27 protein-coding genes are annotated in these 23,916 nt (G+C 48.5%); all 27 read left to right on the forward strand.

Translation table 11 applies throughout. The features are described 5' to 3' along the window. Window positions 1-13: 13 nt before the first annotated feature. A complete protein-coding gene (locus EPH95_RS01170) occupies window positions 14-847 on the forward strand; it encodes a UbiA-like polyprenyltransferase (protein WP_264371976.1) in 834 nt (277 codons plus the stop codon). After that, a complete protein-coding gene (locus EPH95_RS01175) occupies window positions 844-1,440 on the forward strand; it encodes a UbiX family flavin prenyltransferase (protein WP_142086612.1) in 597 nt (198 codons plus the stop codon). The genes EPH95_RS01170 and EPH95_RS01175 overlap by 4 nt, the downstream gene beginning before the upstream one ends. Continuing rightward, window positions 1,441-2,298 carry a menaquinone biosynthesis protein gene (locus tag EPH95_RS01180; protein ID WP_142086614.1) on the forward strand — a complete coding sequence of 286 codons (858 nt, stop codon included), beginning with the start codon at window positions 1,441-1,443 and terminating at the stop codon, window positions 2,296-2,298. 13 nt (window positions 2,299-2,311) lie between these two features. Next, window positions 2,312-3,283, forward strand: coding sequence for a heptaprenyl diphosphate synthase component II (gene hepT, locus EPH95_RS01185; RefSeq protein WP_142086616.1), 972 nt, complete (start codon window positions 2,312-2,314; stop codon window positions 3,281-3,283). 95 nt (window positions 3,284-3,378) lie between these two features. Continuing rightward, window positions 3,379-3,774: a nucleoside-diphosphate kinase gene (gene ndk / locus EPH95_RS01190; protein WP_142091434.1), complete on the forward strand. Its 396-nt coding sequence runs from the start codon at window positions 3,379-3,381 to the stop codon at window positions 3,772-3,774. A 92-nt stretch (window positions 3,775-3,866) separates the two neighbouring features. Beyond that, window positions 3,867-4,652 carry a CheR family methyltransferase gene (locus EPH95_RS01195; protein ID WP_405127443.1) on the forward strand — a complete coding sequence of 262 codons (786 nt, stop codon included), beginning with the start codon at window positions 3,867-3,869 and terminating at the stop codon, window positions 4,650-4,652. A 90-nt stretch (window positions 4,653-4,742) separates the two neighbouring features. Continuing rightward, window positions 4,743-5,915, forward strand: coding sequence for a chorismate synthase (aroC, locus tag EPH95_RS01200; protein ID WP_142086620.1), 1,173 nt, complete (start codon window positions 4,743-4,745; stop codon window positions 5,913-5,915). Then, a complete protein-coding gene (aroB, locus tag EPH95_RS01205; RefSeq protein ID WP_142086622.1) occupies window positions 5,915-7,003 on the forward strand; it encodes a 3-dehydroquinate synthase in 1,089 nt (362 codons plus the stop codon). Before aroC ends, aroB begins: the two co-directional genes overlap by 1 nt. After that, on the forward strand, window positions 7,000-7,410 hold the full coding sequence (gene aroH / locus EPH95_RS01210) for a chorismate mutase (protein ID WP_142086624.1): 411 nt from the start codon (window positions 7,000-7,002) through the stop codon (window positions 7,408-7,410). The genes aroB and aroH overlap by 4 nt, the downstream gene beginning before the upstream one ends. 212 nt (window positions 7,411-7,622) lie before the next feature. Beyond that, on the forward strand, window positions 7,623-9,119 hold the full coding sequence (trpE, locus tag EPH95_RS01215; RefSeq protein WP_142086626.1) for an anthranilate synthase component I: 1,497 nt from the start codon (window positions 7,623-7,625) through the stop codon (window positions 9,117-9,119). Further along, window positions 9,116-10,141, forward strand: a complete 1,026-nt coding sequence (trpD, locus tag EPH95_RS01220; protein WP_142086628.1) for an anthranilate phosphoribosyltransferase — start codon at window positions 9,116-9,118, stop codon at window positions 10,139-10,141. The genes trpE and trpD overlap by 4 nt, the downstream gene beginning before the upstream one ends. Continuing rightward, window positions 10,134-10,904, forward strand: coding sequence for an indole-3-glycerol phosphate synthase TrpC (gene trpC, locus EPH95_RS01225; RefSeq protein ID WP_142086630.1), 771 nt, complete (start codon window positions 10,134-10,136; stop codon window positions 10,902-10,904). The genes trpD and trpC overlap by 8 nt, the downstream gene beginning before the upstream one ends. After that, window positions 10,901-11,551 carry a phosphoribosylanthranilate isomerase gene (locus EPH95_RS01230; protein WP_142086632.1) on the forward strand — a complete coding sequence of 217 codons (651 nt, stop codon included), beginning with the start codon at window positions 10,901-10,903 and terminating at the stop codon, window positions 11,549-11,551. The genes trpC and EPH95_RS01230 overlap by 4 nt, the downstream gene beginning before the upstream one ends. Then, window positions 11,532-12,728: a tryptophan synthase subunit beta gene (gene trpB / locus EPH95_RS01235; protein WP_142086634.1), complete on the forward strand. Its 1,197-nt coding sequence runs from the start codon at window positions 11,532-11,534 to the stop codon at window positions 12,726-12,728. The genes EPH95_RS01230 and trpB overlap by 20 nt, the downstream gene beginning before the upstream one ends. Beyond that, window positions 12,721-13,521 (forward strand): tryptophan synthase subunit alpha, encoded by an 801-nt coding sequence (gene trpA, locus EPH95_RS01240; protein WP_142086636.1) that lies wholly within the window; start codon window positions 12,721-12,723, stop codon window positions 13,519-13,521. The genes trpB and trpA overlap by 8 nt, the downstream gene beginning before the upstream one ends. Window positions 13,522-13,565: 44 nt before the next feature. Further along, window positions 13,566-14,651: a histidinol-phosphate transaminase gene (hisC, locus tag EPH95_RS01245; protein WP_227003999.1), complete on the forward strand. Its 1,086-nt coding sequence runs from the start codon at window positions 13,566-13,568 to the stop codon at window positions 14,649-14,651. 48 nt (window positions 14,652-14,699) lie between these two features. Continuing rightward, entirely contained in the window at window positions 14,700-15,833 is a 1,134-nt protein-coding gene (locus EPH95_RS01250; RefSeq protein WP_142086639.1) for a prephenate dehydrogenase, read from the forward strand. Between the two features lie 14 nt (window positions 15,834-15,847). Beyond that, the gene (gene aroA, locus EPH95_RS01255; RefSeq protein WP_142086641.1) at window positions 15,848-17,149 is read left to right on the forward strand and encodes a 3-phosphoshikimate 1-carboxyvinyltransferase; all 1,302 of its coding nucleotides are present in this window, start codon (window positions 15,848-15,850) and stop codon (window positions 17,147-17,149) included. Between the two features lie 288 nt (window positions 17,150-17,437). Beyond that, window positions 17,438-18,706, forward strand: coding sequence for a tetratricopeptide repeat protein (locus tag EPH95_RS01260; protein WP_142086643.1), 1,269 nt, complete (start codon window positions 17,438-17,440; stop codon window positions 18,704-18,706). A gap of 83 nt (window positions 18,707-18,789) precedes the next feature. Further along, entirely contained in the window at window positions 18,790-19,260 is a 471-nt protein-coding gene (locus EPH95_RS01265; protein ID WP_142086645.1) for a YpiF family protein, read from the forward strand. Between the two features lie 199 nt (window positions 19,261-19,459). Further along, window positions 19,460-19,957, forward strand: a complete 498-nt coding sequence (locus EPH95_RS01270; protein WP_319592806.1) for a Rieske (2Fe-2S) protein — start codon at window positions 19,460-19,462, stop codon at window positions 19,955-19,957. A gap of 14 nt (window positions 19,958-19,971) precedes the next feature. After that, window positions 19,972-20,643, forward strand: coding sequence for a menaquinol-cytochrome c reductase cytochrome b subunit (gene qcrB, locus EPH95_RS01275; protein ID WP_142086649.1), 672 nt, complete (start codon window positions 19,972-19,974; stop codon window positions 20,641-20,643). Window positions 20,644-20,738: 95 nt separating this feature from the next. Continuing rightward, window positions 20,739-21,620, forward strand: coding sequence for a menaquinol-cytochrome c reductase cytochrome b/c subunit (locus EPH95_RS01280; RefSeq protein ID WP_142086650.1), 882 nt, complete (start codon window positions 20,739-20,741; stop codon window positions 21,618-21,620). Between the two features lie 69 nt (window positions 21,621-21,689). After that, the gene (locus EPH95_RS19735; RefSeq protein WP_405127409.1) at window positions 21,690-21,995 is read left to right on the forward strand and encodes a DUF1405 domain-containing protein; all 306 of its coding nucleotides are present in this window, start codon (window positions 21,690-21,692) and stop codon (window positions 21,993-21,995) included. Further along, window positions 21,992-22,288, forward strand: coding sequence for a DUF1405 domain-containing protein (locus tag EPH95_RS19740; protein ID WP_405127410.1), 297 nt, complete (start codon window positions 21,992-21,994; stop codon window positions 22,286-22,288). Before EPH95_RS19735 ends, EPH95_RS19740 begins: the two co-directional genes overlap by 4 nt. A 65-nt stretch (window positions 22,289-22,353) precedes the next feature. Beyond that, window positions 22,354-23,136 (forward strand): sporulation protein YpjB, encoded by a 783-nt coding sequence (locus tag EPH95_RS01290; protein ID WP_142086652.1) that lies wholly within the window; start codon window positions 22,354-22,356, stop codon window positions 23,134-23,136. A gap of 69 nt (window positions 23,137-23,205) precedes the next feature. Beyond that, the gene (locus tag EPH95_RS01295) at window positions 23,206-23,880 is read left to right on the forward strand and encodes a zinc metallopeptidase (RefSeq protein ID WP_142091435.1); all 675 of its coding nucleotides are present in this window, start codon (window positions 23,206-23,208) and stop codon (window positions 23,878-23,880) included. Window positions 23,881-23,916: the final 36 nt, after the last annotated feature.

Consider the following 23,916-nt stretch of genomic DNA (forward strand, 5'->3'; position numbering starts at 1 on the left):
GATCATATTTGAAATGATAAAATTTGAACATACCATTTTTGCGCTTCCGTTCGCCTATATGGGGTTGATCCTCGGGAGCTTTGAAATTAACGGAAGTTGGCCGACGCTCTCTCAATGGATTTGGGTAACCGTTGCCATGTTTGGCGCCAGAAGTGCAGCCATGAGTTTAAATCGGCTGATTGACGCAACGATTGACAAACGCAATCCCCGTACGGCTGAGCGGGCCATACCTGCCGGACTTATTTCATACCTTGAAATTATTGTTTTTATCATTGTATCTTTCGTGTTGTTCTTTACGGCCGCTTTTCAATTGAATATGCTCGCTGTTTATTTGCTGCCGGTTGTGGTGTTCTTTTTGACGTTTTATTCGTATACGAAGCGGTTTACATGGCTTTGCCATTTTATTCTCGGCATGACGATTGCCATCGCTCCTTTGGGCGGTTGGGTCGGAGCAACGGGCGGATTGCACCCCGAGGCCTTTTTGCTTTTTGTGGCAGTGATGTTTTGGACCGCCGGTTTTGATATTATTTATGCAACCCAGGATGTCGAGCATGACAAAGAAGTTGGCCTGTATTCCGTCCCGGCCCGATTTGGTGTCAAACGAGCTTTGCAAACAGCAAGAGGGAGCCACGTCGTGAGCATTGTCGCGCTCTTTTCGCTTTTCTTCCTATCTGAGCTTGGAGTTGTATACTTTATCGGTGCCTGCATATCAGCAGCGATTATGATTTATGAGCATTCCCTCGTATCCGAGAGCGATCTTTCAAATGTAAATGTTGCTTTTTTCACGATGAATGGCATCGTCAGTATGGTAATGCTGGCATTTACGATTGGAGATTTTATTTTATGAATCAACGACAGCCGATTTATACGGTGGCCATGACCGGTGCAAGCGGAGCCATTTATGGCGTTCGTCTCGTCCACACGTTGTTAAAGCGGGGCGTGAAGGTTCATTTCCTTATGTCCGGGGCTGCCTGGCAAGTGTTCGAACAGGAACTGGAATTGGATATTTCGGATAAAGAAGCATGTTTGCAAGCGTTGTTTCCGGAAGGTGACCTGCACGTTCATGGGTTGCAAAACTTTTCCGCGCCGGTAGCAAGTGGTTCGTACCGTAATGACGGAATGGTTGTCGTCCCCTGTTCGATGGGGACTTTATCAAAAATTGCCAACGGCAATTCCGGGAGTTTGTTGGAGCGAAGTGCCGATGTGGCCTTGAAGGAAGGGCGTAAACTGGTGATTGTTCCCCGCGAAACCCCGCTGCACGCCATCCACCTCGGGAACATGAAGGCCGCTGCAGAAGCAGGGGCGAATATTATTCCGGCCATGCCCGGTTTTTATCACAATCCAAAGACGCTTGATGATCTCGTCGATTTTGTCGTCGGCAAAATACTGGATCGGTTGGATGTCGACCATGAGCTCTTTACACGCTGGGGAGATGATTGAATGGTACGTGTCGGGGAGATACTTTACACAAATGTGCATCCTTTCTTTTTTTACATGGATCGGGAAAAGTTGCGCGCGCACAGTCATTTTATCCCAAGCATCCCGGCAAGGTTAAATGCTGCCATGAGCAAGGGGGAAATCGATGTTGGCGCGATATCGTCATTCGCTTACGGGAAAAATGCTGAGGATTTGATCCTCATGCCAGATTTGGCCGTTACTTCACACGGGTCCGTCGGATCCATTTTTCTTTTTTCGAAGGTTCCCGTTGAAGAACTGGATGGGAAGAAGATCGCGCTCACGCACAGTTCCGCGACTTCCATTCATCTTTTAAAAATCATTATGCAACGTTTCTATGGCCATCGATCCATCGCTTATACAACGATGATGCCTGTATACGATGAAATGTTGGCGGATCATGACGCCTGTTTATTGATCGGAGATGATGCCATCCAGGCGAGTTGGCGTGAACAAGGACAGATGTATGTTTATGACTTGGGGGAAAAATGGTATCATTTCACAAGGATGCCGATGACGTTTGCCGTGTTCGCGATGCGAAAGCAAGCGCTTGAGCAGGAACCGGAAGCGTTAAGAGCGCTTTATTATAATTGGAAACAAAGCGAGGAGCAGGCTCGGGCGGACGGCTATGAAGAATTGGCCCGCGCGGTTGTGAAAGACCACGGCGGAGATGTAGGCTTCTGGCAAGGATACTTTCAGAAATTGCAATACCGATTCGGACACAGGGAACAACGGGGGCTTCTTCATTTTTACCAGCTTGCACACGAAGAAGGGTATCTGCCTAGAGATGTTGATCATTTGAATGTTTGGGACGTCGACATAGGCATCCATTCCATTAATTGAAAGGGAAACCCACATGAAATTAAAGGACCTTTACATGTATTTACGAGGGGATATACACCGAATTGAATTAGAGTTGGGCGATGCAGTTTCAGGAGCTTCGCCCGTACTTGAAGAAGCGACGTTGCAATTGCTCCAGGCAGGCGGAAAACGCATTCGGCCTGTATTTATGTTGCTGAGTGCCAAGTTCGGAAATTATGACATTCAAAAACTGAAACATGCCGGTGTCGCTTTGGAGTTCATTCATATGGCTTCGCTCGTACACGATGATGTTATTGACGATTCCGATCTGCGGCGCGGAAAAGAAACAGTGAAGGCAAAATGGGATAATCGTGTTGCCATGCAAACCGGTGACTATTTGTTCGGGAAAGCCATTTCTTCGGTTGCTCTCTTTCAAGAACAAGGCATTCACGAAGCCATGTCCCGTTCGATGCACGATATGGTTCTCGGTGAGATCGAACAAATCCGTTATAAATATGAATGGGAACAAAATGTAAGAACGTACTTACGAAGGATCAAACGCAAAACAGCTGTATTGATCGCGTCAAGTTGCAATATAGGTGCCCAAGCTGCCGGTGTTTCCCGTCCGGAGCAACGTGCGCTTGCCAATTTTGGGCATCAAGTAGGAATGGCTTATCAGATTACCGATGATATTTTGGATTTTACGAGCTCGGAGGAAAATCTCGGAAAACCGGCCGGCGGTGATTTGTTACAAGGAAATATTACGCTTCCCGTTCTTTTTGCGATGGAGAAAAGCCCTTCATTTAAAAAAGAGCTTAAACAAGCGTTTGCCGATGGCATCCCTTCGAGGGAGCGATTGGACCATTTGCTTGAAAAGATTAATGCCAGTGGTGGAATCGAATATGCCAGGAACATAAACGAGCGTTATCTGCAAAAAGCGTATCAGTCGCTGGATGCTTTGCCGGACATTCCCGCTCGCCGTTCCCTCTATGAGATTGCTTCCTATATCGGAACCCGTGAACATTAACAACAAGTTTCAATTTAAGGAAATGTGATGGTATACTGGTAGCGGACAAGAAGGAAATACAAAAAATGAGTGACGAAAGAGGAGTGGAAGATTTCATGGAAAAAACATTTATTATGGTGAAGCCGGACGGCGTAAAACGACAATTGATCGGGGAAATCGTTTCCCGTTTTGAAAAACGTGGGTTTCTATTAACGGACGCGAAAATGATGACGATCAGCCGTGAAACGGCAGAAAACCATTACGGTGAACATAGTGATAAACCATTTTTCGGAGAGCTTGTAGACTTTATTACCTCCGGTCCTGTTTTTGCAATGATTTGGGAAGGGGAAAACGTCGTGGAAAATGCTCGTACGATGATGGGGACCACCAACCCGAAAGATGCGGCACCGGGATCCATTCGTGGAGATTATGCGGTGAACGTTGGCCAAAATATTATCCATGGATCAGATTCAACGGAAAGTGCTGAAAGAGAGATTGCTTTATTTTTCTGATCCGATACAGCCGGCCTTAAAGGCCGGCCGCTTTGTTGCACGATCAGAAAGGATAACTCAAGTTTTTCTAACGTAACAGCAGGGAGATGGACATGGAGGAAGATTATAGGTATTTCAAAGCAGCGATTTTAGAGCGGACAGGGATTGATTTATCTTTATATAAGGAAAGGCAAATGAAGCGGAGACTCGAATCCCTGTATAAACGGCATCGTTTTCGTTCCTTTCGTGCATTTTTTCATGAAGGAGTGCTAAACGATCCCGCGCTTTTACAAGCTTTCCTGGATAAAATGACGATTAACGTGTCAGAATTTTACCGAAACAAGAAGCGCTGGGATTTCTTTGAAGAGGTAATTCTGGCTGAGTTGCTGCAGAAACGGGAAAAGTTGAAATTTTGGTCGGCCGCTTGTTCCTCCGGAGAAGAAGCTTATACGGCAGCCATCATTACGGACAAGCATCTCGATCTTGCGAATGTTTCCATCGTGGCGACGGATATCGATACGAAGGCCTTGAAAAAGGCGGACGCGGGTTTTTATAAAGAAGTAGCGGTACGGGACATGCCAAATGAGGAGAAGCAACGCGTTTTTGTCCAAGAAGCAAACGGTTATCGCATCAAACCAATGTTTAAAGAAGCCGTTCGCTTCCAACGATGTAACCTGTTGACGGATCTTTATCCCCGTGGCAATGACTTGATTATCTGCCGCAATACGCTTATCTATTTTACCGGCAAAGCCAAAGAGGGAATTTTGCACGGTTTTAACCGTGCGTTAAAGAACGGGGGATTTCTGTTCGTTGGGAACACGGAGCAAATCTTTTCACCGGAAACTTATGGGTTTGAACAAGCGGGGGACTTTTTTTACCGTAAACGAAACGCTTTATAGCTCTTTCGGGATACGGTTGTTTATGATACAATTTACTGCATAAAAGCGTTAAAGAAAAAAGGAACGTACATAGGCTTAAGGAGGGAGAACATGCGCTTTCTAACGGCCGGTGAATCTCATGGTCCGGGATTGACAACGATTATAGAAGGAGTGCCGGCACATCTTCCGCTTGTTCAAAGTGACATTAATGATGAATTAAAAAGACGCCAAGGCGGATATGGACGTGGCCGGCGCATGAAAATTGAAAAAGACCTCGTGGAGATTACGAGCGGGGTGCGTCACGGGAAAACGACGGGAGCACCGATTGCCCTTTCGGTTACAAACGATGATTTTGTGCACTGGTCAAAGGTGATGGGAATTGATGCTTTGCATCCGGAAGATGAAAAAATGGTTAGGAACAAAACGATTTCGCGCCCTCGTCCGGGGCACGCGGATTTAAACGGGGCTATTAAGTACAACCACCGTGACATGCGCAATGTGCTTGAGCGTTCCTCAGCCCGGGAAACAACGATGCGTGTCGCGGCCGGAAGCGTGGCGAAAAAGCTGTTAAAAGCTTTGGGCATTAATGTCGGCGTCCATGTGATCAACATTGGCGGGATCAAAGGCGAAGCCCATTACGAGGATGTCCATGATTTAATCCAGCGGGCGGAAGCGTCCGATGTCCGCTGTGTCGATGAAGCAGCAAGTGAAAAAATGAAAGAAGCGATTGATGAAGCCAAAAAGAATGGTGATTCCATAGGCGGTGTCGTTCAAGTCGTGGCGGAAGGAGTGCCGATCGGTGTCGGGAGCCATGTTCATTATGACCGGAAGCTGGACGGGAAACTAGCAGGTGCCGTAATGAGCATCAATGCATTTAAAGGCGTGGAGGTCGGTATCGGTTTCGAAGCGGCAAATCTCCCCGGGAGCCAAGTGCATGATGAAATTGCCTGGGATGAAGAAAAAGGGTATCATCGCAAGAGCAATCGTCTCGGTGGTTTTGAAGGCGGAATGACAAATGGCATGCCTGTTAAAATCAATGGGGTAATGAAGCCGATCCCTACGCTATATAAACCGCTGCAAAGTGTGGATATTGCTTCAAAAGAACCTTTTTCCGCATCCATTGAGCGTTCCGACAGTTGCGCTGTCCCGGCGGCGGCAGTCGTTTGTGAAAATGTAATTGCGTTCGAACTGGCAGATGCCATCGTGGATATGTTCGGCCATGACCGTTTTGATCGCATCCAAGAAGCGATTGAGCGACATCGGGCCGAAGCGAGGGAATTTTAATGCAAACGATTGAAGTGGGTTCTTCCTCGGGCACGTACGCGATTACGGTTGGAAAGCAGCTAAGAATGACTCCGTATAGGTATTTGCCGGACCATTTCTCCCGGAAAAAAAACCGCCTGTTGATTCTTGCCGATGAAACGGTGGCTTCCTATTATCTGGAAGACGTCCGCGCTGCATACGCGGAAAAGCTTCCTGTGCATACGTACGTGCTTCCGGCCGGGGAAGCAATAAAATCATTTTCCGGCTATGAAGAAGTATTAACAGCATGCTTGGAAATGCGGCTGGATCGCGAGAGCGCGATCATCGCCCTCGGCGGCGGTGTGATTGGGGATTTGGCAGGATTTGTGGCTGCCACTTATATGCGCGGCATTTCCCTTGTGCAAATGCCGACGACATTGCTTGCCCATGACAGCAGCATTGGCGGGAAAACAGGAATTAATCATCCCGAGGGAAAGAATATGATCGGTGCTTTTCACCAACCGGAAGCGGTAATCTATGATATAGAAATGCTTGATACTCTGCCTGAGAAGGAATGGCTATGCGGATTCGGTGAACTGGTTAAACACGGGTACATTGGAGACCAACATTTGCTGGAGCAATTAAAGGGATTGAATCAATACGCAACCTTCACAATAAGCGATGAGCTTCTGGCTTCCTCGATAACTGTCAAAAAAGAAATTGTCCACCAAGATGAACGGGAAGAAAGCATTCGTGCGTATTTGAATTTCGGGCACACCCTTGCTCACGCCTTGGAACAAACAGCTGGTTACGGGGTGCTGACGCATGGAGAAGCGGTTGTGAACGGCATGGTGTTTGCCTTGTATGTCGGCCGCCGACTCGGTTATGGCGGTCCCGATCCTGCCGAGGAAATCCAATGGTTGCGAGCATTCGGATATTCGTTCGCGCCTCTCAACCAAATGAATCCGAGCCAAATCTTGCAAGCCATGAAGCGGGACAAGAAGAATCGAGGAGGCAGCATTCGATATGTGGTGCTCGCAAATCTTCAACAACCGCTCATCGCCACCCTCGGTGACGAACAACTTTTAACATACATGGATGCTTTCAAGAAGGAGATGGAACTTACATGAGAGGCATTCGCGGAGCGACAACGGTTGATTATAATGAAGCGGAACATATATGGACGCGGACGAGGCACTTGTTAGAGGAAATGGTTGAGGCAAACAATGTCTGCCCTGAACAAGTGGTTCACATCTGGTTTACCGTGACATCGGACATTGATGCAGCTTTTCCCGCGAAAGCCACTCGCAGGCTCCCGGGAGACTGGTCGCATGTGCCGGTGATGTGCGCGACTGAAATTCCGGTGCCGAACAGTTTGCCGCGTTGCATTCGCGTAATGGTAACAGCTAATACTGAGGTTTCCCCGCGGGATATTCATCATGTCTTTCAGGAGGATGCTATAAAACTACGGCCGGATTTGACAAAACAAGCCGGTGGGGATTATGCTAAAAAAGAGAAAAGCCGCAAAGAAGTATAGCAGAGAATACTAGAATGAAAATGAGATGAGTGGAGAAGAGCAAGAGTTGAGAAGAGCAGAGAACAGTTGAGGTTTAGCGTGCCCTCTAACCACTCATCCCGCTGCATGGGATGAGTATTTATAATTTAAACGAAAACTCTTTTTTAAACCTCCGCTTGCCATCTTCCGATGCCTTCCCATGCTTCTCTTTTCCAGGAGAGGTGGATTGATGAATGGTCACATCCCATGATTCCTTTGTCAAAGAATCCGAAAAATACCGGCTTGTTCCTATCATTAAGCGAATGTTTGCCGATACGACGACACCGATTCAAATGTTCAGACAATTACAGGATAGCGCTGTCTGTTTGCTTGAAAGCAATGACCGCACATCCGATTGGTCACGCTATTCATTTGTCGGCTTACACGCTGCTTATCAGTTAACGGAAAACAAACAAGGGTTTGAGCTCACAACAGCGGACGGGACAGCACTTGTTACCGAGCCTGACATGCAAACGGCTTTCCAACAAGCCTTTAAGATTTTGAGCCCATCCCCGGCTGCCGATAGCAATGTTCCTTTTCCGGGTGGAGCCGTTGGCGCCCTGCCTTATGATGCGGTCATGCACCAGGAAAAAACCATTGACAAACCGAAGGAAGAGGCAATTGAATCCGTGCATTTCCTGTTCTGCGAGACGATGATCGCTTTTGATCACGATCAGGCAACGATTACGATCGTCCACTACAAGGATTGCGCAGGACGATTGCCGGAGGATGTTTACAGGGAAGGAAAGGATTATGTTGATTCGCTTGTGAAGCGTATGCAAGAAAATTATCCATCGACTTTTTCCGGTCAATTTCCGGAAAAAAAAGCCCCTTCTTTTGATAGAGTGTCGCCAAACTTTACGCGCGAAGCTTTTTTATCAGCAGTGGAAAAAATAAAAGCGTATATTGCACAAGGGGATGTATTTCAGACGGTTCTTTCCCAACGCTTTGAATGCGATCTTCATACATCTGCGTTTATGATTTACCGTGTATTGCGTCATTTAAATCCATCTCCGTATATGTTTTTTCTGAAACTTGGCGAAAAAGAAATCGTGGGGAGCTCGCCGGAGCGTCTTGTAGAAGTAAAGACGGGCGAAGTGGAAATCCATCCGATTGCCGGCACAAGAAAACGAGGCCGAAGCAACAAAGAGGATAACGCGCTCGCGGAAGAAATGCTTGCGTCGCCAAAGGAGCGGGCAGAGCATCAAATGCTGGTGGACTTGGCCAGAAACGATGTCGGGCGCGTAGCACGATACGGGACGGTGCGCACACCGGTTTTTATGGAAGTAGGGAAATTTTCACATGTGATGCACATTATCTCCAAAGTGAGAGGCGAGTTGAATTCAGATGTTCACCCTTTGACGGCATTGCTTGCCGGCTTTCCGGCCGGAACTGTCTCGGGTGCGCCAAAAGTGCGGGCCATGGAAATTCTCCAGGAGTTAGAACCGACAAACCGAGGAATTTATGCCGGAGGCATAGCCTATATTGCTTATAACGGTTATATCGATTCTTGCATCGCCATTCGAACGATGGTGGTGGAGAACAATCGCGTTCGCATACAAGCCGGAGCCGGAGTTGTTGCCGATTCGGTGCCGGAAGAAGAGTACGAGGAAACGAGGAATAAAGCCGCGGCACTTTTGAGTGCCATTGAAATAGCAGAAGAGATGAGTATAGAGGAGATGAGCAGATGATCCAGCATGTTTTACGTTCCCTTCTTGAGGGAGAAACCCTGTCGGAAGAGACGGCCGAAGCCGTAATGAGCGAAATCATGAGCGGAGAGACGGAAGAAAGCCAAATCGGAAGTTTCTTAACCTTTCTTCGTTACCGGAATGAAACCGTTGAGGAGTTAACGGGTTTTGCGCGAGCGATGCGTAAAAATGCCGTGCCCGTGTCCCGCCCACCTCACACACGTTTGCTTGATACGTGTGGAACGGGGGGAGACCAGCGTTCCACCTTTAACATTTCGACGGCGACGGCCATTGGCGTTAGCGCATGCGGCGTCGCCGTCGCCAAACACGGAAATCGTTATGTTTCCTCGAAAAGCGGCAGTGCCGATGTGTTGGAAACGTTAAATGTTCCCATTGACACTGATCCGTCCGAGCTGGAAACGGCGATTAACGAAAAAGGCCTTTCTTTTTTGTACGCCCCCTTGTATCATCAAGCGATGAAACACGTAGCAAAAGCGCGAAAGTCACTGGGATTCCGCACGATTTTCAATATTCTCGGACCGTTGACGAACCCGGCCAATGCCGACGTCCAAGTCGTAGGCGTGTTCGACCAGGATTATGGTAAAATGATGGCTGAGGTGTTAAAACGCTTGGGAACGGAACGGGCGTTGTTTGTCACCGGCGAGGATGGGATCGATGAGATCACGGTCAGCGGGAAAACGTATGTGACCGAGTTAGACGGTCATCGCATACGTTCGTATACGATTGAACCGGAGATGTTCGGGGTGCAAAGAGGCGCCCTTTCCGATATTCAGGTTTCTTCCGTAGACGAAAGTGCTGCACTTATCCGGGATATTTTTAGCAACCGCGCATCGAAGAATGCAACACAAGTATTTTTGCTCAACATGGCTGCCGGGTTGTATGTGAGCGGAACGGAAAAAAGCTGGGAGGACGCTTATGAACGTGCGCGCCATGCGTTGGCGGACGGCACGGTTCTTGCCCATTTCCAGCAACTGCAAAGAAAGGCAGGAAAAATTCATGCTTGAGAAAATCGTTGCCCGAAAAAAAGAAGACTTGAAATTTTTCCAGCTTCCTCGCCGTGAAGAAGCGAGCCCCTATTCGTTAAAACAGTCCCTCGCTTTTGCTTCCAATCGTGACGGAATCGGTTTAATCGCGGAAATTAAACGCGCGTCTCCATCAAAAGGAGTGTTGGCAGAAGACCTTGATGTCGTTAAACGGGCAAAGGCATACGAAGCGGGCGGAGCCGATGCGATTTCCGTGCTCACGGACGGCCCCTATTTTCAAGGCTCCATCACGGATCTAATCGCGGTGAAACAAGCGGTTAACGTACCGGTATTGCGGAAAGACTTTATCGTTGATGAACGGCAAATTGAAGAAAGCGCCCGTATCGGTGCCGACGCTATTTTGTTAATTGCTTCGGTTCTTGAACCCGACCATTTAAAAGACATGGCCGAAATGGCTCATGCGGTAGGCTTGGAAACGCTCGTGGAAGTGCATACGGAAGATGAACTTAAACGTTTGCTCGACGTTTACGCCCCTCCCCTTCTCGGGATTAATAATCGCAACTTGCAAACATTTGCAACGGACACGGAACAGACGCGCGCGTTGTCTTCCTCTGTCCCGGAGGGGACTTTTATCGTAAGTGAAAGCGGCATTCACAGCCCCGAAGATGTCGCTGCAGTAGCGAAGGCAGGTGCCAAAGCCATGTTAATCGGGGAGAGGCTCGTTTCTGACGGGGATCCGGAAAAAACGATCCCGGATTTAAAGAAAGGGGCGCTTCTCGAGTGACGGAGATTAAATTTTGCGGCTTGCAATCAAAAAAAGATGTAGACAGCGCGGCGGCCACAGGGGCAACCGCCCTCGGTTTCGTGTTTGCAAACAGCAAACGCCAGGTTGCGCCGGAAGCTGTTTCCGGCTGGCTTGCCTCGGTCCCTTTGAAAGAACAAAAAACAGTGGCTGTTTTCGTGGAGCCGAATCATACGGAAATACAAACGATACTAGGAAGCGTTTCTTTCGATGTGTTGCAATTCCATGGCGATGAATCCCCGCAATTTTTAAAAGAAGTCAAGAAAAACACAGGCAAACAAGTGCTCAAAGCGTTTCGCCATCAAAAAGGGACGCTTGACTTATTTAGCGCATTTGCCCCTGTTGCGGATGGGTTTATTGTGGACGCTGGGACGAAGGCGCAAAAAGGAGGGACCGGCAAACGTTTTGACTGGGAAGCAGTACCCGTATACGTGCACTTCGCAAGAAGGTTAAATCGACCCCTTTGGATCGCCGGCGGCGTTTCGCCGGAAAATATAAGAGAACTTCTATCTTTTCGTCCCGACGGCATTGATGTATCCAGCGGGATTGAAACCGAACGCCAGAAAGATCGCGATAAAATGGAGACAATCGTAAAGCAGGTGAGAGAAGATGGCTATGTCGTACCCTGATGCACGCGGCCGGTACGGAGAGTTTGGCGGAAAATACGTACCCGAAACGGTGATGGCTGCGCTTGAGGAACTGGAGGCCGGCTTTCAAGAAGCATTGGCGGATCCGGCGTTTATGGAAAACTATGAAGAAGTGCTGCAAACGTACGCGGGCAGAACTACGCCACTCACGTATGCGGACCGCCTGTCTCGGCACGTAGGCGGTGCGGAAATCTATTTAAAAAGAGAAGATTTGTTGCATACCGGAGCCCATAAAATCAATAACGCCATTGGGCAGGCTTTGCTGGCTGTGCGGATGGGGAAGAAAAAAATTGTCGCGGAAACAGGCGCAGGACAGCACGGTGTCGCCACCGCTACCGCAGCCGCCAAATATGGGTTGGAATGCAAGATTTTTATGGGTGCGAAAGATATGAAACGGCAACGCCTCAATGTGTTTCGCATGGAATTATTAGGTGCCGAAGTTGTGCCGGCAACAAGCGGAAGCGAAACATTAAAAGATGCCACCAATGAAGCCATCCGCTACTGGGTGGCCAACGTCGATGATACGATGTATTTAATCGGCTCTGTGGTCGGCCCCCACCCATATCCTAAAATTGTTCGCGAGTTCCAACGCATTATCGGAAAAGAGGCAAAAGCGCAAATGGAAGAAACGCCTGCAGCCGTGATTGCCTGTGTCGGCGGAGGAAGCAATGCCATGGGAATATTCAGTGCGTTCCTTGCTGATGAACAGGTGCAATTATACGGGGCGGAAGCTGCAGGGCACGGCATTATCACAAACGAACATGCCGCGAGTCTCAGCAAAGGGTCCCCCGGGGTGATTCACGGCGCGCTCACGTACTTGCTGCAAGATGAAGCGGGCCAAATCAGCGAACCTTATTCCATTTCGGCAGGCCTTGATTATCCGGGGATTGGTCCGGAACACGCCCATTTATCCGAATCAGGGCGTGTAAACTATGAACCGATCAGCGATGATGAAGCGATGGAAGCCCTCGTGTTGCTTACAAAAACGGAAGGGATATTGCCTGCCCTGGAAAGCGCTCATGCACTCGCGCTTGCGATGAAAAAGGCTAAGCGTATGCAGTCGACGGAAAAAATACTCGTTTGCCTGTCCGGACGGGGCGACAAAGACGTAGAAACGATAAGCAATGTTCAAAAAGGAAAGGAAGACATCGATGAATAACGTTGAACAAGCTGCCCGTGCAGCAGGCGAACGCCTGTTTGTCCCGTATATGATGGCCGGAGACCCTTCCTTTGATGCTTCCGTCGAGATCGCCTTCACCCTGCAGGAAAGCGGTGCCCATATTTTGGAATTAGGCGTCCCGTATGCGGATCCGCTCGCTGACGGTCCGGTCATTCAGGAAGCCGGCATGCGTGCGTTTGAAGAGGAGATGATCCTTTCGAAAACATTTTCACTTGTACGGGCCATTCGTGAACGGGGTGTAACGATTCCTATCGTTCTTTTTTGTTACGTCAATCCGTTATTAAGGTATGGCATTCATGCCGGCGTTGATGCCGCGGGCTCTGCAGGAGCAGACGGTTGGCTTATTCCGGATCTCCCATATGAGGAAAATGATGAAATACGTACCAGTTGCCATCAACGTGAATTAGAGCTCGTCTCCCTTGTTGCACCGACCTCAAAGGAACGGATACAAAAAATAGCGATGCAGGCGGAAGGTTTTTTATACTGCGTATCCAGTTTGGGTGTTACCGGTGTTCGGAAAACATTCGACGAGCGATTGGATGCATTTTTGCAGGAAGCAAAAAAATACAGCAACGTGCCACTAGCAATAGGGTTCGGCGTTTCCAGCAATGAACAAGTGAGGGCGATTCACCGGCAAGGGTACGGGGTGATCGTCGGAAGCGCGATTGTGCGGGAAATTGGCAAACATAAGGATGATTTGCGACAAACGGATTTACGCCCTGGAGCATTGAAAAATATCCAATCATTTGTAGAAACGCTCGTTTCGTCGTAAGATTGCAAGAGAAAGAAAAGGTGAGCAAAGCTATGAAACTAAAAATGAAACCTGTCGTCGACGATTTAAAACCATATGAACCGGGAAAGCCGATCGAAGTTGTGAAAGAGGAGCTAGGTCTGGATTCGGTCATAAAGATGGCTTCCAATGAAAATCCGCATGGCTCTTCCCAAGTTGTGCAAAAACAACTCGAACAGGCGGGGACACCGAATCTGTATCCGGACGGACACGCGCGAGAGCTACGCCAGGCCGTCGCCCATTATCTGCAAGTGGAAGACGGCCAATTGTTATTTGGCGCCGGATCCGATGAAGTGATTTTACTCCTTTGCCGGGCCATGTTATCTGCACAGACGAACACCGTAATGGCGACACCGACATTTTCCCAGTATAAACAAAATGCAGCTGTAGAAGGAGCTAGGATTATTGAAGTGCCATTGAAAGACGGGGTTCATGATTTAGATGCAATGGCGGATTGCATCGATGATGACACCCGTATTATGTGGGTGTGCAATCCGAATAACCCGTCCGGAACATATGTGGATGCTTCCGATTTTTCCGCCTTTATGAAGCGGGTTCCAAGCGATGTGCTAGTCGTCATGGATGAAGCGTATGGTGAGTACGTGGAGGCAGACGATTATCCGAATTCACTCGAGATGCTGAATACGTATGAGAACTTGCTTATTTTGCGCACCTTTTCGAAAATGTATGGCCTGGCCGGGTTAAGAATCGGTTATGCCGTTGGCGCTGAATCCTTTATTTCGAAGCTGGAACCATTAAGGCCGCCTTTTAATACAACAACATTGGCGCAAAAAGCGGCTATCGCTGCTCTTGATGACCAGGGGTTTGTACATGACTGCCGAGAAAAAAACCTTCGTGAAAAGAAAAAGCTTGAAGTTTTCTTCAAAGACAATCGTTGTTTCCCCTATCCAAGTGAAGCAAATTTTCTTCTTGTGGATGTGGGAATAAACGGAGACCGTGTTTTTGACGCCCTCCTGCACCGTGGAATCATTGTGCGCTCCGGGGAAGCGCTCGGTTTTCCGAATTGCATTCGCGTATCCATAGGAACCGAAAAAGAAAACGAACAATTTATGGCAAGCTTTGCGGAATGGATACAAGCGCAAAATGGGTAACAAAAATCGTACACCCAGATCGGAAAATGAAAGGAATTGGTGAAAGGTATGGCAAATGACACATCTGAGCATCCCCGTGGATATCCAAAAGCTGCCGTTATCGGCCTTGGCCTGATTGGCGGGTCGGTAGCCCTTTCCATTCGCGCTCGCCATCAAGTACATATTAGCGGAATCGATGTGCATGAAGCGTCTTTGCGCATGGCAAAAGCTTTGGAAATCATCGATGAAGCCCATACTTCGATCGAAGAAAGCGTTCAAGATGCAGATATCATCATTATCGCCACACCCGTCTCAAAGACAATGGAAATGATGGACGAAATCGCCCGCCTGCCTTTGAAGGCCGGCGTGATTATCACCGACGTCGGCAGCACCAAAGGGACGGTTATGAAAAAAAGCGAGTGCCTGTTCCGCGAGAAGGAAGCGACGTTTATCGGCGGCCACCCGATGGCAGGGTCTCACAAAAGCGGGGTGCAAGGATCCAGAGGCGATTTATTCGAAAATGCGTTTTATTGCTTAACCCCCGGGGAGGAAGTGGATGGAGCAGAGGTGGAACGGCTGAAACGTTGGCTTACCGGTACGAATGCGCGCTTCATCGAGCTGGATCCCAACCTTCATGATTTGCTCGCGGGCAGCGTGAGTCACTTGCCGCACATTGTGGCAGCTTCTCTCGTTCACCAATTGGCTGAATTGCAACAGCACCACCCTGTATTGGGGGATCTTGCCGCGGGTGGCTTTAAAGATATCACCCGCATTGCTTCGGCGAACCCGATCATGTGGCGGGATATATTAGTGCATAACAGACATGTGCTTTTGCCGATGATGGAACGTTGGCAATCGGATATGCAAACGATCCAAAGCCTGATCGAAGAAGGCGATGACACTGGTTTGCAACGATTTTTTTCAGAAGCAAAACAATACCGTGACGGTCTGCCCTCTAAAAAGAAAGGGGCGATCCCTTCTTTTTATGATTTATTCGTAGACGTATCGGACCACCCGGGCGTAATATCGGAAGTAACGGGAGTACTCGCGGACCACGGCATCAGTATTACAAACATCCGTATCATGGAAGCTCGCGAGGATATTACGGGAGTGCTGCGGTTGAGCTTCCGGAAAGAGGCAGATCGGCAAAAGGGCATGGATTGTCTGGAAGCAGAACAATTCAGCGTCTATATTAGTGAATAAGCGGGAGGTCCCACATGGACAAAGAAACGATTACTGCTTCAAAAGCCTTGCGCGGAAGTATAACGGTACCCGGTGACAAATCCATTTCCCATCGCGCGGTTATGTTCGGAGCCATCGCTTCCGGACAGACAACCGTGCACGGGTTTTTGGACGGAGAAGACTGCCGGCAAACCATTGCTTGTTTTCAAAAAATGGGTGTTGCCATTCATTATGACCGAGACAAACATATGGTGGTTATTGATGGCGAAGGGATAGATGGACTGGAAGAACCATCGGAACTCCTGGACGTCGGCAATTCCGGAACAACGATCCGGCTTATGCTCGGGATTTTGGTTGGCCGGCCATACTTTTCAGTGGTCGCCGGGGATGAATCAATCGAAAAACGGCCGATGGCGAGAATAACCGAGCCGTTACGGTCCATGGGTGCACAAATCCACGGACGGCGAAACGGAACGTATACCCCGATAGCGATCCCGGATGGCGAAAATACATTAACGGGGATTGAATACCAACTTCCCGTGGCAAGCGCACAAGTAAAAAGCGCGATATTATTAGCCGGATTACAGGCGCAGGGGAAGACAACCGTTCGGGAAAAATATCGTTCGCGAGACCATACGGAGCGCATGCTGCAGGCGTTCGGGGTCGATGTTGACGTATCCGCTAACGAGGTTTCGATTTCCGGGGGACAGCCGCTACAGGCACGTGAAGTGCATGTGCCGGGTGATATCTCTTCCGCCGCTTTTATGCTCGCAGCGGCGGCTATCGTTAAAGACAGCTGTTTACGCATTGACAACGTCGGCGTAAATCCTACACGCACAGGCTTCATTGATGCACTCGTTGCAATGGGGGGCGAGGTGGCCTTTGAAAATGAGCGCGTCCGCGGCGGCGAGCCTGTTGCTGATATTGTGATCCGGGAAAAATCGTTGCATGCCACTGCGATCTCCGGATCTTTGATCCCGCGTTTAATTGACGAAATACCTGTGCTCGCGGTAATTGCAACCCAGGCAATAGGGCGTACGGTTATTAAGGATGCCTCGGAGTTAAAGTTTAAGGAAACGAATCGAATTGACGCGACAGCTTCGCAATTGCGCCAAATGGGGGCGGATGTACAAGCAACAGAAGACGGATTCATCATAGATGGTCCGACGCCGCTCACCGGCGCGGAGGTCAGCAGTTTCAATGATCACCGAATCGGGATGGCTTTTACAATCGCCGCTTTAATTGCGGAAGGGGAAACAACGATCCATGGCGCTAAGGCAAGCGCGATCTCTTTTCCGGAATTTTATCAATCGTTGCGTGCATTAAGTGATTCCTAAACGGAACGAACCGGCAGGGTGAAAAGCTGCGTCTTTTCGCCCCTCGTTTTTGAAGGTTGAATCTCTTTCTAAAAAATCATTGACAATTTTTAGATGTCCTTTATAATAATAGTTAGCGTATGGTTTCTCTCCACTCCTATCCATAATCTTAGAGCAATATTGGCTCGGCCTGAAATGTAAGCGTTTACGCGCGATGCATTCAGGTTTTTTTTGTGCCTTTCGTTTGCTATACTGAAGTGGGAAAAACACCTACAGGATTGATCCTATCGCAGAGAGAGGGAGATTTGTTTGCAGACGGAAATGGAACGGGCGTTTGATCTTATTGAACGAGGAGATGTGCAAAACGGCCTGGAAAAAATAAATCGGATCGAGGAAAGTGCCGATGATGACCAGCTGTTTGAAATCGCGACAGCCTATCAATCACTTGGCCACACGCATGAAGTTGTCCGAATTACCGACAAACTATTGGCAACCTACCCGTTTGAAGGGAGCCTATTGACGCTCAAAGCAGAGGCAGCCATTGATTTGGACCGTGAGGAAGAAGCGATTGATTTGCTGGAATCGATCACTGCGGCTGACGATGCTTTTTTGGAAGCACAGATGTTGCTCGCTGATTTGTATCACCTTCAAGGCCTGGAAGAAGTAGCGGAAAGGAAATTGTTTTTGGCACTCGAGCAAGCGCCGGATGAACCGATTTTATTAGCCGGTATCGGAAGTTACTACGTTGAACAGGGAAGTTACCAAAGCGCGATTCCCTATTTGAAACAAGCGCTTCAACAAGGCTTTGACCCGCGAGAATCGAACCTGCATTTGCTGCTGGCCGAATCCTACAGCAATACGGGCGCTTTTGAAACGGCGATGGATTATTACGCCCAGGCCATTGAAGAACAAAAAGAGCCGCGCGCGCTTTTCGGATTGGGGTTTACTGCATTGCAACTTGGCGACTATAAAACAGCGATCGAACAACTTGAGTCTTTACGGGAAACCGATCCAGAGTATACCAGTTTGTACGCTCCGTTAATCGAGGCTTATGATGCGGACCGGCAATATGAAAAAGCTTTAAAAACCGCTGAAGCGGGTTTGGAAGCGGACGATTACAATGAACATCTCTATGCTGAAGCGGGTCGCTATCAACATGCTTTCGGAGAGTTGGAAAAAGCGGAAAATTATTTTGGGCAAGCACTCGCCCTTAACCCGGGAAATGTTGATGCAAGCGCAAAGTTGTTGGAAATTTATGCGGACCAAGAGCGAAGCGACGATATAAAAAGAACCATTGAAGAGTTGCGGGAAGCGGGAGAAGAAGATCCTTTATTTACTTATTATGAAGGAAAAGCGCATTATATCGATGATGAAATCGAAGAAGCATTGCCGCTATATGAACGCATTCCTGCATATTTGGAAACAAATGGGGAAGCATTGGAAGAGTATGGACATCTCTTGTTGGAGAACGGCAGACAAAAGGATGCCCTCGCTGCGCTCAGCGATGCGTTGCAACAGCAGCCTGACAATCATGATTTGGCAATGTTCGTGGAAGAGTTACAATCCCGTGAACAATAGGGTGTTTTTTCTTTTTGGACTGGCTTTTTTTAACTTAAATCCGTTATAATTGAACGCGAGACGCTGGAAAAGGAGTTCCAAAGATGCGATGGCAAACGGCAGACATTGACACCTACCAACAATCCCAGTCCTATGTGGACACGGTTCTCGTTCCGCTTTTATCCTTTTCTCTCGGTGAAGAGATGAAGAGCCACGTAGCGATGGGGGAATATATATCTTTGATTGCAATGGAAATGGAAAAGCAGTTTCGCGGGAGACTGTTGCAACTGCCTCCGCTCGTCTATCCGCAAAATGAACCCCGGGAACAGCTTCTTCGGCACGCGGGCGCTTGGGTCGATGAAATGAAAGCGAATGGAAAGAATCACGTGATTTGGATAACTTCCGATCCTGCGTGGAAAAACGATGAAAAAGACCTTCCCGGCCTTTTGTTATGGTTCCCGCATTTACCCATCGAGCATATGGACAAGAAATTACAACAAAAAACCATTAACGACCAGATGAAAGAAATTTTGCCCCAGGTGATGAAGGAATGGCAAAAGGAGAGCGGAATCTAAAAACATATACAAACAGCGTTGTGCAAAAGATTGACATGCTCTCAGTGGCTAGGCTATTATGTATATGTCTTAATTTTGTCCGTTTATTCGAGCGGCAACAGCGAAAAGGTACAAAAATCGCGACGCCGTTCCATATATCCCGGCATCATAGAGAGCGACACTTTTCCAACAAGTTTTCAAGAGCGTAGGGGGGAGTATCATGGAGAAAAACCATAATGTATCAAGACGGCAATTTTTGACTTATGCGTTATTGGGTACGGGCGGTTTTATGGCCGCGGGGTTAATCATGCCTATGGTACGGTTTGGGGTGGATCCCATATTGCAAGCCGATGCAGAAGAAGACATGATTGATGTTGTGAGCGTAGACGAATTGACGGATGTGCCGCAAGCCTTTGACATGGAATATGAACAAGACCACGGGTGGCACGTTGAACAAGTGCAGGAAACGGTGTGGATCTATTTGGACGGGGATGAGGTCGTCGCGCTTTCTCCTGTTTGCACACACTTAGGCTGTACAGTGAACTGGGGGACGGACCCAGACAATCCGGAGCAGTTCTTTTGCCCCTGCCACTTCGGAAGGTTTGAAAGAGACGGAACGAATATTCCGGGCACACCGCCGACGGAACCGCTTCATCGTTACGATCACGAAGTTCGCGACGGCAGAGTATTACTAGGTAATCCATCACCACAAGTCTAGGAGGGGCATTTGTCATGTTACAACGTATCTACGATTGGATCGACGATCGTATAGATGTCACCCCACTGTGGCGGGACGTGGCCGATCACGAGGTGCCTGAACACGTAAACCCCGGGTACCATTTCTCGGCATTTGTGTACTGCTTCGGGGGATTGACGTTTTTTACAGTCGTCATCCAAATTTTATCCGGCATGTTTTTGACGATGTACTATGTACCAGATATCGTTAACGCACACGCGTCTGTGGAGTACTTGCAGACCGACGTGGCTTTTGGAATGATTGTGCGGGGAATGCACCATTGGGGAGCCAGTGTTGTTATTGTCATGGTGTTTTTACATACGTTACGGGTATTTTTCACAGGCTCATACAAGAAACCCCGCGAAATTAACTGGGTAGTAGGTGTACTGCTATTTTTCATTATTTTAGGCCTTGGGTTCACCGGCTATTTACTTCCGTGGGATATGAAGGCTTACTTTGCCACGCAAGTAGGTTTGGAGATTGCCGAAAGTGTACCAGTCGTCGGTGATATGATAAGCAACTTGTTGGCCGGGGGAGAATTCATCGGGGCACAGACGCTCACGCGATTCTTTGCCATCCACGTCTTCTTTTTGCCGGGAGCATTGCTCGGGCTCATTGCCATTCATTTTATTATGATTCGCAGACAGGGCATATCCGGACCACTATAGGAGATTGCCCCCAATAAGTTGAAATGAGACAAACCCTATGGCACCGCCGTTAAAGGCGGGACCGGGTTTTCCTAAACTCTTGAGGAGGGGAACCGATGCATCGAGGAAAAGGAATGAGGTTCGTTACGGACTCTAGAATTCCGGAACGCGAACATCGAATGGAAAACATACCTAAAGATTATTCGGAATACCCCGGCAAGACAGAGGCTTTTTTCCCGAACTATTTGCTGAAGGAATGGCTTGTCGGCGCTGTATTTCTCATCGGCTTTCTCTGTTTAACGGCCGCTCATCCGGCGCCGCTTGAACGGGAAGCGGACCCTACTGATACAAGCTATATCCCATTGCCGGACTGGTTTTTCCTGTTTTTGTACCAACTGCTAAAATACCAATATGCATCCGGTGACTTTGATGTTTTGGGGACGGTTGTTCTCCCCGGTCTCGCCTTCGGTGCCTTATTGTTGGCACCGTGGTTGGACAAAGGGCCGGAGCGAAGATTATCGCAACGGCCGATTGCAACCGCGATGATGACACTCGCCGTAGTGAGTGTGGTTTACCTAACCTGGGAATCGGTCGACCAGCATGACTGGGCAGCCGATGCAGAGCAGGCGGCCCTGGATGATGATGACATCTATGAAGTTGATCAAGCCCACGAGGGCTATGAGATCTATCAGTCACAGGGTTGTATATCCTGTCACGGGGAAAACTTGGAAGGGAACCCCGGAGTCAGAGGCCCGGATCTATATGAGCTACCTTATGACGTGGAAGGCGTTGCCGAAATTTCCGTCCACGGTATCGGAGAAATGCCGCCGGATATGTTTGATGGATCGGATGAAGAATTACAAGTTCTCTCCGAATACATTGTTGACGGGGGCGGCGTGAATGAAGAACTGGAATACTTGGATGAAGATGACGTCGACGCGGATGACATGGACGATGAAGAGGACGAGGACGAAGAAGATGCGGAAGAAGAAGCATAGTAACGATTGAAAAAAGCTGACATTGGTCAGCTTTTTTCACATCTAGCTATCGGATGAGGAGTGGCTGGTTTGCGAGTATTCATTGGTTTTTTAGCCCGTCCGTCCATGCTGTGGGTGTTATTATTGATTAATGGCGGGGGTACATTGTATGGATTTTATTGGTATGAAGGGCAACTTGCGCAAACACCGGGTTATTTTGTGCCTTTTGTGCCGGATAGTCCAACCGCCAGTTTGTTTTTCACCGGAGTTTTGGCGGCATTTCTTTTACGCAAACATATCGGATTATTGGAAGCTTTCGCGGCAGTCACGCTCATTAAATACGGCATTTGGGCGGTTGTCATGAATGCGGGTGCCGATCTTATGGGGGGGCGGTGAATTGGCAAAATTACATGCTGATTGCCTCTCATTTTGGTATGGCCTTGCAGGCGGTGTTGTTTTTGCCTTATTACCGCATTAAACCTTGGCATCTTGTCGTTGTAGGGATTTGGACGGTACATAACGATATTATTGATTATGTTTATGGGATGCACCCTTGGGTTAGTCCGGTTTTGATGCCTTATATCGACACAATAGGCTATTTTACTTTTTGGCTCGGGTTGGCAGCAATCGCGGTTGTTTACTTTTTCAATGTGCGCCATCACCGATACCGCCTATCTTTGCCCCGTTAACTGGTCTACTCTTGTCCTTTTTTTCATATGCTTTTTGATAAGAGGACAAGGGAGGGGGCTGTTCGGTGCGCGGCTGGTTAATCATGCTTGCGGCGGTGATCTTTCTCATAGGTATCGGCGCGGAGCAGGAAGAACAAGGACAGGAAGATTGGGCGTACATCGATGCCGAAGCCGAAGAAATCGTTACACTCGTTCAATCTGAAAATTACGAAGAAGGGCGTGCCCGTCTGCAGGCACTTGCTGATGATTTAACAGCAGCAGACTATGAAGCAATGGCATTGGATGTTCACGATATGGGCACGATTATAATGAGTTATGAACGCTTGGCAGGCGGGCTGACGGAGGTCTCGCTTGCTCGGGATGAACGGCTTGCAGAGGCGATGGGTTTTCATTATGCTGTTGATGCCGTCCTTCATCCGGAGAATCCGAAGTGGAAAGAAACAAGGCATGATGTGGAAGAACAATTGGCTCAGTTACGGGATGCCGCGTCAGAAGGGGGGAGTTCATTTCAACATGCGTGGAATGATTGGAGGAAAACATTTGAAATGATTCATCCTGCGGCAACGTTACGGTTGTCGCCATCCGAACGGGAAGAAGTACGGACGCTTGTTTCATTTATGGATGAGCATAGCCACCGTTTAAAAGATGAAAAGGAAGCGCAACCGTTTTTTGATGCGTTGGAAAAGCAAATGATCCGCTTATACGAAGGCGATATTGAGGAAAACGACCCATCCCTCATCACTGTCATTGCCATTGTTGGCGGGGCTATCCTGCTTTCGTTATCGTATGCCGGTTGGAAAAAATATCGGGGAGAAGCAAGACGGGGCGGCAGAAGGCGTGATCGTTGACGGATACACGCAATTTCAATAAAATACAGATAGGGTAGGAGAAAGTGTGGAGGTGAAAGCATGGATTTAATGACGCTTTTGATTTATTTTGCCCTGATTTTGATTATCCCTATTTATGCGCAAATGCGTGTGAAGTCCACGTACAACAAATATTCGCAAGTAAGTAACAGTACGGGGATGTCGGGCGCACAAGTTGCGACGAAAATTATGCAGGATAACGGGGTTTATGATGTAAACGTCGAACCGGTAAAAGGGAAATTGACCGACCATTATGACCCTCGTTCCAAAACGGTACGGCTGTCGGAAGATAACTATTATGGAACATCCTTGGCCGGAACGGCGGTGGCTGCCCACGAAGTCGGGCACGTTATTCAGGATGCGGAAGACTACAGTTTTATGCGCCTTCGCTCCTCGCTCGTTCCCGTAGCGAGTTTCGGCTCGAACGCGGCAATCTTTCTCATCATTGGCGGGATGCTTCTGCAGTTCAGCGGTTTAATGCTCGTTGGGATTTTCGCGATGGCCGCGGCTGTTTTGTTCCAGCTCGTTACTTTGCCGGTGGAATTTAACGCCAGCAGCAGGGCGATGACACAGTTGGTTTCCAGTGGCGTCATACGCAATGATGAAGAAAAAGAATCCAAAAAGGTATTGAACGCCGCTGCCCTTACGTATGTGGCGGGCGCACTCGTTGCCGTATTGGAACTTGTCCGCTTCATCTTAATGTATGTCATGATGAACAACGACTAATCAATGGGTAAAACTTGCGCCAGGGAGCCCCACGGC

Origin of the sequence: Salicibibacter halophilus (assembly GCF_006740705.1) — a bacterium.
Classification (GTDB): Bacteria; Bacillota; Bacilli; order Bacillales; family Marinococcaceae; genus Salicibibacter; species Salicibibacter halophilus.

Bases quoted from the DNA above. Each gene is read 5' to 3' on its own strand.
- EPH95_RS01170 (WP_264371976.1), top strand. From the start codon at position 14: ATGATAAAATTTGAACATACCATTTTTGCGCTTCCGTTCGCCTATATG.
- EPH95_RS01175 (WP_142086612.1), top strand. From the start codon at position 844: ATGAATCAACGACAGCCGATTTATACGGTGGCCATGACCGGTGCAAGC.
- EPH95_RS01180 (WP_142086614.1), top strand. From the start codon at position 1,441: ATGGTACGTGTCGGGGAGATACTTTACACAAATGTGCATCCTTTCTTT.
- hepT (WP_142086616.1), top strand. From the start codon at position 2,312: ATGAAATTAAAGGACCTTTACATGTATTTACGAGGGGATATACACCGA.
- ndk (WP_142091434.1), top strand. From the start codon at position 3,379: ATGGAAAAAACATTTATTATGGTGAAGCCGGACGGCGTAAAACGACAA.
- EPH95_RS01195 (WP_405127443.1), top strand. From the start codon at position 3,867: ATGGAGGAAGATTATAGGTATTTCAAAGCAGCGATTTTAGAGCGGACA.
- aroC (WP_142086620.1), top strand. From the start codon at position 4,743: ATGCGCTTTCTAACGGCCGGTGAATCTCATGGTCCGGGATTGACAACG.
- aroB (WP_142086622.1), top strand. From the start codon at position 5,915: ATGCAAACGATTGAAGTGGGTTCTTCCTCGGGCACGTACGCGATTACG.
- aroH (WP_142086624.1), top strand. From the start codon at position 7,000: ATGAGAGGCATTCGCGGAGCGACAACGGTTGATTATAATGAAGCGGAA.
- trpE (WP_142086626.1), top strand. From the start codon at position 7,623: ATGGTCACATCCCATGATTCCTTTGTCAAAGAATCCGAAAAATACCGG.
- trpD (WP_142086628.1), top strand. From the start codon at position 9,116: ATGATCCAGCATGTTTTACGTTCCCTTCTTGAGGGAGAAACCCTGTCG.
- trpC (WP_142086630.1), top strand. From the start codon at position 10,134: ATGCTTGAGAAAATCGTTGCCCGAAAAAAAGAAGACTTGAAATTTTTC.
- trpB (WP_142086634.1), top strand. From the start codon at position 11,532: ATGGCTATGTCGTACCCTGATGCACGCGGCCGGTACGGAGAGTTTGGC.
- trpA (WP_142086636.1), top strand. From the start codon at position 12,721: ATGAATAACGTTGAACAAGCTGCCCGTGCAGCAGGCGAACGCCTGTTT.
- hisC (WP_227003999.1), top strand. From the start codon at position 13,566: ATGAAACCTGTCGTCGACGATTTAAAACCATATGAACCGGGAAAGCCG.
- EPH95_RS01250 (WP_142086639.1), top strand. From the start codon at position 14,700: ATGGCAAATGACACATCTGAGCATCCCCGTGGATATCCAAAAGCTGCC.
- aroA (WP_142086641.1), top strand. From the start codon at position 15,848: ATGGACAAAGAAACGATTACTGCTTCAAAAGCCTTGCGCGGAAGTATA.
- EPH95_RS01265 (WP_142086645.1), top strand. From the start codon at position 18,790: ATGCGATGGCAAACGGCAGACATTGACACCTACCAACAATCCCAGTCC.
- EPH95_RS01270 (WP_319592806.1), top strand. From the start codon at position 19,460: ATGGAGAAAAACCATAATGTATCAAGACGGCAATTTTTGACTTATGCG.
- qcrB (WP_142086649.1), top strand. From the start codon at position 19,972: ATGTTACAACGTATCTACGATTGGATCGACGATCGTATAGATGTCACC.
- EPH95_RS01280 (WP_142086650.1), top strand. From the start codon at position 20,739: ATGCATCGAGGAAAAGGAATGAGGTTCGTTACGGACTCTAGAATTCCG.
- EPH95_RS01295 (WP_142091435.1), top strand. From the start codon at position 23,206: ATGACGCTTTTGATTTATTTTGCCCTGATTTTGATTATCCCTATTTAT.